Raw genomic sequence first — 8,335 nt, 5'->3', positions numbered from 1 at the left:
AAAATACTTAATAAGTATTTCTGGAAGTAATAAATTGGCTATGGCTAATAATGAATCTGATGGCATTAAAAATTTTTATTCAAAGGTCTTGCTTTTTTAGATGCTCCACAACTTTTGAGATTGACCCTTGGATAGTGCCGATGTGAAAACTAGAGGTATGCGATATTTTTGGAATCGGATGCACCCCGATGATTTGGATGTGTGGCTACAAGCTTTAAGTGAACTTATGAAGTTTACATTAAACGAAATAAGCATTCCAGAGCGTAGTAGAATGACGTACACATGGAATTATCGTTTAAAGAACAATCATGGCGACTATGTTAATGTAGTTCAAAATACAACGCCGTTAGAGTTGGATAGTGGAAATAAACCTATTATAGGACTAGCGCATTACACCGTTTTAGTGCCTGAGATTGATATGCAAATCTGTGCTTCGGCAAAATTATTGAACGAAAATAATGAGTACGAAACCGTGTATTTTAATAATTTTTCGCAAAAATTACTTTCCGAAGGGATTAGCAATCGCGAACGTGATGTGATTCGGCTTTTAGTACTAAATGACTCAAGTAAAACAATCGCTAAAAAATTAAATATTAGTTCTAATACGGTGGATACGCATCGCCGAAATATTCTTAAAAAATTAAACGTCTCTTCAACGGGTGAATTGATAGGTATGCTTAAAATGAATAAAAATCTTATTTATTAATAGGGAGCAGTTCTGTTAAATGTTTATGTTCTTTATTCGCAAAATAAATAGTCAATATGATATCAAATATTTGTCTGCTTCGTCGATATTAAGTTTGTGTTTTTCAGACTTCGTTAAATCGCAAAAGGTTCGAAATTCGAAATTTCATTTATAATAATTTATATAAATATGAGCTTTAACTATAAAAAACTCATTTGTAATTAAGATATAAAAATGTTTTAGTAGGAATACACCTTGTTTTTAATCTGGTAATCCGAAATGTAGTACTCTTAATCGAAAATAAATTAAATACTCAAATTGAGTATTGTGATGTTGATTTTATAATTGCAATTTTGACTTGCTATTAATTAGTTCTTAGGGAGAATTATTTATTATTGCCTGCTTCATGTGTAAATATGAGCAGGCTTTTTTGTTTTTGAAGATGTTTAAATAAGTTTTAAAACACGTTCTAAAGCCATGCCTCTTGAACCTTTAATTAAGAAAGTGCAATCCTTTATTTCAGATAAATTGCTTTCAGCTTCAAAATCAGAAAAAGAATTATATTGTTTGGCTTTCTCAGAATTATAGGACGTTTCAGCAAAGTGTTCGCCTAAGAAGTAAATCGCATCCAATTTCAGCGAAAGCGCTAGGTCTACAATTTCTTGATGCTCTATTTTTGAAGTTTCGCCAAGCTCAAACATATCACCTAAAATAGCTATTTTATAACCTTCTTGCTTTTCAAAATTTAATAAAGCCGCTCGCATACTTGTAGGATTGGCATTATAGGCATCTAAAATAATTTTATTTGTGTCTTTTTGAATAATTTGAGAGCGGTTGTTTGAAGGGATATAGCCTTCAATAGCCTTTTTTATAGCCTTATCTTCTACTTTAAAATAATTTCCTATAGTGATTGCTACCGCAATATTATTAAAGTTGTAATCGCCTATAAGCTGGCTTTTGATGTCTAAATTATTGTAACGGCATTTTACGAATGGTTGTGCGTTTAGAAATTTAATTACAACATCATTTTGCCCTGTTGCATTTCCAAAAGTATAAATGTTAGCTTTCTTGGCTTTTTCAACTTGAATAGGGTCATTAGTATTTACAAAAATCGTCTTATCATGTGCGATCAAATGGGCATACATTTCACTTTTACCTTTTATAACACCTTCAACACCACCAAAACCTTCCAAATGTGCTTTTCCAAAATTGGTAATATAGCCATAGTCGGGTTTTGCAATACGACATAAAAATTCAATTTCTTTCAAATGATTGGCGCCCATCTCTACAATACCAATTTCTGTTTTACCATTCATCGATAATAGCGTTAAAGGAACACCAATATGATTGTTTAAATTTCCAACGGTTGCTGTAGTTTTATATTTTTGAGATAACACCGCATTGATAAGCTCTTTGGTTGTGGTCTTGCCATTACTTCCTGTTAATGCAACAATAGGAACTTTTAAATAGTCGCGATGAAAAGTTGCTAATTCCTGAAGCGTTTGTAAAACATTTTGAACTAATATGGTGAATTCTGTAGTTTGTGCAGATTCCTCGTCTATAATAGCATATTTCGCACCAGATTTTATTGCTTTTTCTGCATAGTCATTTCCGTTGAAGTTGTCGCCTTTTAAAGCGAAAAACATCGCGTTTGGTTGAATGTTTCTGGTGTCTGTACATGCCGAATGGCAGGTTAGAAAAAGGCTGTGGATTTCTGGTATTTTCAATTGAAATAAATTTTAAATAAAAGTATAAAAAAAGTCCTAACTCACGTTAGGACTTTAACTTATTTGAAAAATAAAATTTAGTTTTTCGTTTTGTTTTTCGATTTACTTTTTGATCCAACTCTTGACATAGCACATCTAAATCCGATGTAATCTGTTGCCATATCTTGTGGGAAGTAGCGTCTTTGAGCTGGGTCTAACCAATACTCTCTATCTTTCCAAGAACCACCTTTGTAAACTCTAACCTCATCATTAACAAGTGATGTTCTGTGTGAAGCTCTGTCGAACTCTCTAATAATGTTCCCTAAAGAATCTCTAGTAATAGAGTGTTTAGGAGAGTTGTACATTTTTCTTGTTTCAGCGTCAGTATCAGCGTTTCTGTCTTCATCGTTGTAGCTTTCAAAATAACGAGAAGAACGTTTGTCACCATCTCTATAGTTAATGTGATTACTTCTATCGAAGTTTGTTCTTAAATAGGTTTCATTTTCATCGATTGGAACTTGTAGAATTTCACCAGGTAAATTTCTAGCAATTAGTTTTCCGTTAGGTAGTGTATCGTAAACAATATCGTTTGATGTAACCACTTTTACTGTGCCGTCTTCGTTTATAGCATTTTTAGTATAAACATTTCCACGGTAGTAGTTAAAGTCGTTAAATTCATCATCAATAATTGGTCTGTACACATCGGCAACCCATTCTGCTACGTTTCCAGCCATATCGTATAACCCGTAATCATTTGGATCGTATGATTTCACTGCATTTGTGATATCGGCACCATCATCAGACCATCCTGCAATACCACCGTAATCACCTTTTCCTTGTTTGAAGTTAGCCAATTGGTCACCACGAATTTTACGTTTTTCAGAACGTGTGTATTGTCCATCCCATGGGTATTTTTTACGCCCGCGGTACAAGTTGTAGTCTCTAATTTCACTTAAACCTAAAGCAGCATATTCCCACTCGGTTTCGGTTGGTAGTCTGTATTTAGGAGAAATTAAGCCAGTTTCACGACGTGCGTATAAACCAGTTTCGTTTCCTTCTTCATCAACTTTTACATTTCTTCTTCGTGCTTGTCCGTCATGAATTTCTTCATTACCTCCATAAGTTAAAGAAGGAGCATTGATGTATGTATCTGTGCTAAAAGTTTGTTCTGAATTTACTTCCGTTAATTTAGAATCACGTTGTAAATAACCTGCTCTTTCTAAGTAAAGTTCGTTTACACGATCCGATCTCCAATTTGCAAATTCCACGGCTTGTATCCAGCTCACTCCAACTACTGGGTATTCTGCATATCCAGGATGGCGTAAGTAGTTATTTGTCATAACTTCATTGAATCCTAAACGGTTTCTCCAAACTAAAGTATCTGGCAGTGCGCCATTATAAATCGCTCTAAAGTTTTCTTCCGAAGGAGGATATACGCGTTTTAAGTAGTCTAAGTACTCCATGTACATCATGTTAGTAACCTCGGTTTCATCCATGTAAAAAGACTGCACATGTTGTTGATTCGGACTGTTATTCCAGTCGTGCATAACATCATCTTGAACACGTCCTTTTGTGAAGGTACCACCCTCTATAAATACAAGTCCTGGTGCAGTTTCTTGCTCTTTAAAGTTTGTATTGTATTGGAAACCACCGTCTCTGGAGTTTATTTGCCATCCAGTAGCTCTCGAACTGTTTTTAGAGCTCGAAGATTTTGAACAACCAGTTGAAGCTATAGCAAGTGCTAAAACCGCTAAAACTTTGCATGCGACTACTTTTTTCATATCCATACTTTTATGTAAGCTAAATAATGTTTTGGTGCTGCAATATAAGAATTAAACCGAATAACGCAAGCGATTAATTACATTTAAGCTAAAAAAACGTGTATTTCGTCCTGTTTTTTAAGCCTTACAACGATGTTTTTATCTGTTTTTCGTCGTAATTTGTGATGTATTAACGTACCTTTAACTAATTTATTATAGTATTTATAATGTACTTTTTAAAAATGTTATTTCTTTGTGATAATAACACGCTTCGAATAACGTTATTTTAACGATGAAAAATAAACTTTTGTTTTTACTACTGATAACTTCAGTAGGCTTATTTGCCCAACAAAAAAAATATAGCATTTCTTGGGAAGGTTATCAGAAATTATCTGGTGGCAATTTTGAAATAGAATTGCCTGCCTTCAATAAGGATCATTTTGAATATAATGCCGACGGCCTTTTTTTTGTTGATCAGTGGGAGTCTCAAAATCAAGTTGATGAATCTTCAGTTGCATTAAGTCAAGTTGTTTACCAAAGCATATCGGTTTCAGAATTAAAAGATCTAAATCTAAACACTATTCCAAGTGAAATTGATTTTGCCCTAAGAAATTCCGTGTCTAGAAATAAACGCTTTGTGTCTTTTCAGTTAAAACCAATTATAAAAGACGCTGATGGTCGCTATAAAAAAGTGACTTCTTTTCAAATTAATTACAAATATGGCATTACAGCGAGCAGTCGTTCTTTTGGGAAAAATTATGTGTCTTCAAAAGTTGTGTCTAATTCTGTATTAAGTTCGGGGAAATGGTATAAGTTTTATATTGATACCACAGGAGTTTTTAAATTATCTAAAAGTTTTTTGCAAAATTTAGGGGTTGATGTAAATAATGTGAACCCAAGAAGCATTAAATTATATGGTCATGGTGGTGCTATGATTCCTTATTCAAATGCAGTGCCTTATCCGTATGACGTACCTGAAAATGCCATTAAATTTGTTGGGGAAGAAGACGGTGTATTTAATAACGAAGATTATATTTTGTTTTATGGTCAAGGCCCGCAAGGCTATGATGCAGTAAGTAATACGCATATAAATTGTTATGCTGATAAAACCTATTATTACATTCAAGTTGGTTCAGGGGAAGGGAAGCGTATTCAGTCTTTTTCTCAGCCTACTGGAACTGCTGATATGATAATCGATACGTACGAATCTTATCAATATCACGAAATTGACGATCATAATATAGCGTTGATAGGTAGGCGTTGGTTTGGAGATAAATTTGATGTTGTAAGTAATAAAACTTTCGATTTCGATTTTCCAAACAGAATAACTTCCGAGCCCATAAAGCTGAATGTTGTGGTTGCTGCTGTTAATAGTACAGATTGTTCTTTTGATGTTAGTGTGAACGGTACTGCTGTCTCAACAATTTCTCTTCGTGGTGTTTCCAGTCCAACCTTGGCTTCAGGAGGTTCGCTTAGTCGAAATTTAGATGAAAGTTCGTCTAAAATTTCAGTAGGACTAAATTTTAACAATCTTGGTAATCCTAGTATTGATGCTTACTTAGATTATATTTCTATTGAAGCTATTAGTGCATTAAATTTTTCCGGTAAGCAATTAAAATTTAAAAATAGCGCCGTAACCTCGGCTACAGGAATAGGGGAATACACTATTAGCAATGCTTCAAACCTTTCAGAAATATGGGATGTTAGCGATTTGTATAATGTTTCAAATATCGAAAACACACAGAACGCTTCAAGTTTTAGTTTTAAAGTGCCATTAGGAACTTTAAAAACTTATGTTGCGCTATCGCCTTCAGATTATTTCACCCCTAAATCGGATTCAAAAACCGAGGTGGTTAATCAAAATATAAAAGGAACTATTTTTAAAAATGCTCAAGGCGATTTTCAAGATGTCGATTATATTATCGTGTCGCCAAATAATCTGCTAAGTCAGGCCGAGCGTCTAGCAGAAATTAATAGAGTTCAATATGGTTTAAATGTAAAAGCGTTAGGTTTAGATCAGATTTATGCCGAATTCAGTACAGGAAATCAAGACGTAGGTGCCATAAGAAATTTGGTGAAATATGTTTACGATAACGCTAGTGGTCCCGACCAAAGAATTAAATATTTATGCTTGTTTGGTGATGGATCTTTTGATTATAAAGACCGTATACCTAATAATACCAATATTGTGCCTTCGTGGTATTCATATGATAGTTTTAGTTTAGCAAATTCGTTTGTTTCTGATGATTTTTATGGTATGATGGACGATAATGAAGGCAGTATGGCGCGAACAGATATGTTGGATATCGCTGTTGGGCGAATTCTTGTAGATACGCCTCAATTAGCCAAAGAAATGGTTGATAAAGTAGCGAGTTATCATGCTAAAGAATCTTTTGGGAGTTGGAGAAATAGTTATGTAGTAATTTCTGATGATGTGGATCATGATTGGGAAGGTATTTTGGAGCAAACAACCGATAATATAGGAAATTTGGTCTCTGCCGAAAAACCTTTTATTAATGTTACTAAAATACATTCCGATGCTTTTAAGCAAGAAACTTCAGCTGGAGGGAATCGATACCCTGCTGTTAATACTGCCATTTCTAATGCGGTTGATAATGGCGCATTAGTAGTTAATTATTTTGGTCATGGCGGTGAAGATGGATTGGCTTCAGAACGTATTTTAGGCAAGCCGGAAATTGAGAATTTTAGAAACATTAATAAGCTCAATTGCTTTGTTACGGTAACTTGTGAGTTTACCCGTTTTGATAATCCTTATCGAGAAACGGCTGGCGAGTTCACCTTTTGGAACAAGCAAGCAGGTGCTATAGGATTAATTACAACAACACGCCAGATTTATGTGAGTTTTGCTATTTCTTTTAATAACATTTTAGGGCAATATTTGTTTTCTTATAGTGATGATGATAGTTATGATGATAACGAATATCCTTCGATGGCAGAAGCTTTAAGGCTAGCCAAGGGCAATCCAAGTGTTTCGGGAAATACACAAAGGCGACTTATCTTTTTTATCGGTGATCCTGCTATGAAGTTAAGTTTTGCTAAACCCAATATCAGGCTAACCAAAATAAACGATGTGCCTTTAGCGCAGTCTACAGATACTTTAAAAGCCTTAAGTAAAGTGAAATTGGCAGGCGAGGTTACCGATATTTCAGGAAACCTAATAACCAATTATAACGGTATTCTTTCAACAACAATATATGATAAGTATATTGATAGAAGCACGCTAGGAAATGACGGTACCCGATTAAACGGCGAGCTAGTTATATTAGATTTTAAAACCTTGGGTGAAATTATTTTTAGAGGCCAAGCTTCTGTAACAAATGGCCAATTTGAATTTGAATTTGTGGTGCCAAAAGATATTGGTATCCCTGTAGGTTTTGGAAGAGTGAGCTTTTATTCTAAAAATGAAACTTTAGATCAGGCGGGAGCAAGCGAAAATACGGTGAAAATTGGTGGCATAAATGAAGATGCCGAAGAAGATAATATAGGGCCAGTCATTAATATTTATATGAATGATGAAAATTTTGTTTCGGGAGGTATAACTAATGAATCGCCTACTTTGTTGGTTAAGCTTGAAGATTTAAATGGTATAAATACGGCAAGTGGTATTGGGCATGATATTGTTGCTATTTTGGATGGTGATGAAAAAAATCCGATAATTCTTAATGATTATTACCAAACAGAAGTTGACGATTATACACGAGGTGTGGTTAGTTTTCCGCTACGGGATTTGGAACCAGGTTTACATGTGTTAACCGTTAAAGCTTGGGATGTGTATAACAATTCATCCGTTTCCGAAATTCAATTTATCGTTTTCGATCAAGATCAAGAATTGGTTATTAATAATGTACTTAATTATCCAAATCCGTTTGTTAATTACACAGAATTTTGGTTTAATCACAATAGTTCGGAGTCTTTGGACGTTTCTATACAGATATTCACAGTCTCAGGAAAATTAGTAAGAACCCTGAACGGACAAACGGCTGGAGGCGCAGCTGTAAATAGTACGTTGTCTCGAGACATTGTGTGGGATGGTAGAGACGATTTTGGAGATAAAATAGGAAAAGGCGTTTATGTGTATAAGCTAAAAGTGCACTCAAACTTGCTAAATAAAACTGTTGAAAAAATAGAGAAACTTGTAATCCTCTAATAAAAAATTATATTTG

General features: G+C 34.4%; 4 protein-coding genes. 2 read left to right on the top strand and 2 right to left on the bottom strand.

Annotation, left to right across the window (positions count from 1 at the left end; genetic code table 11):
* Positions 1 to 157: 157 nt before the first annotated feature.
* On the top strand, positions 158 to 706 hold the full coding sequence (locus tag H6X70_RS02850) for a LuxR C-terminal-related transcriptional regulator (protein WP_228530239.1): 549 nt from the start codon (positions 158 to 160) through the stop codon (positions 704 to 706).
* 425 nt (positions 707 to 1,131) lie between these two features.
* On the opposite strand, the gene H6X70_RS02845 is transcribed toward H6X70_RS02850, so the two are convergent.
* Together H6X70_RS02845 and gldJ are read right to left on the bottom strand one after the other, a co-directional pair.
* The gene (locus H6X70_RS02845; protein ID WP_194766160.1) at positions 1,132 to 2,412 is read right to left on the bottom strand and encodes a UDP-N-acetylmuramoyl-tripeptide--D-alanyl-D-alanine ligase; all 1,281 of its coding nucleotides are present in this window, start codon (positions 2,410 to 2,412) and stop codon (positions 1,132 to 1,134) included.
* 77 nt (positions 2,413 to 2,489) lie between these two features.
* On the bottom strand, positions 2,490 to 4,178 hold the full coding sequence (gldJ, locus tag H6X70_RS02840; protein WP_194766159.1) for a gliding motility lipoprotein GldJ: 1,689 nt from the start codon (positions 4,176 to 4,178) through the stop codon (positions 2,490 to 2,492).
* A 265-nt stretch (positions 4,179 to 4,443) separates the two neighbouring features.
* On the opposite strand from gldJ, the gene porU reads away from it, so the two are divergent.
* Complete coding sequence (porU, locus tag H6X70_RS02835) at positions 4,444 to 8,319, top strand: type IX secretion system sortase PorU (RefSeq protein WP_194766158.1); 3,876 nt, start codon at positions 4,444 to 4,446, stop codon at positions 8,317 to 8,319.
* Positions 8,320 to 8,335 lie beyond the last annotated feature (16 nt).

This window comes from Tamlana sp. I1, from assembly GCF_015355625.1.
In the GTDB taxonomy this organism is placed as follows: domain Bacteria; phylum Bacteroidota; class Bacteroidia; order Flavobacteriales; family Flavobacteriaceae; genus Pseudotamlana.
Note: the sequence above shows the minus strand (reverse complement) of the source record. Positions and strands in the feature narration are given on the sequence as shown.

Excerpts from the sequence above, each read along its gene's own strand:
- H6X70_RS02850 (WP_228530239.1), top strand. The coding sequence starts at position 158 with ATGCGATATTTTTGGAATCGGATGCACCCCGATGATTTGGATGTGTGG.
- porU (WP_194766158.1), top strand. The coding sequence starts at position 4,444 with ATGAAAAATAAACTTTTGTTTTTACTACTGATAACTTCAGTAGGCTTA.
- gldJ (WP_194766159.1), bottom strand. The coding sequence starts at position 4,178 with ATGGATATGAAAAAAGTAGTCGCATGCAAAGTTTTAGCGGTTTTAGCA.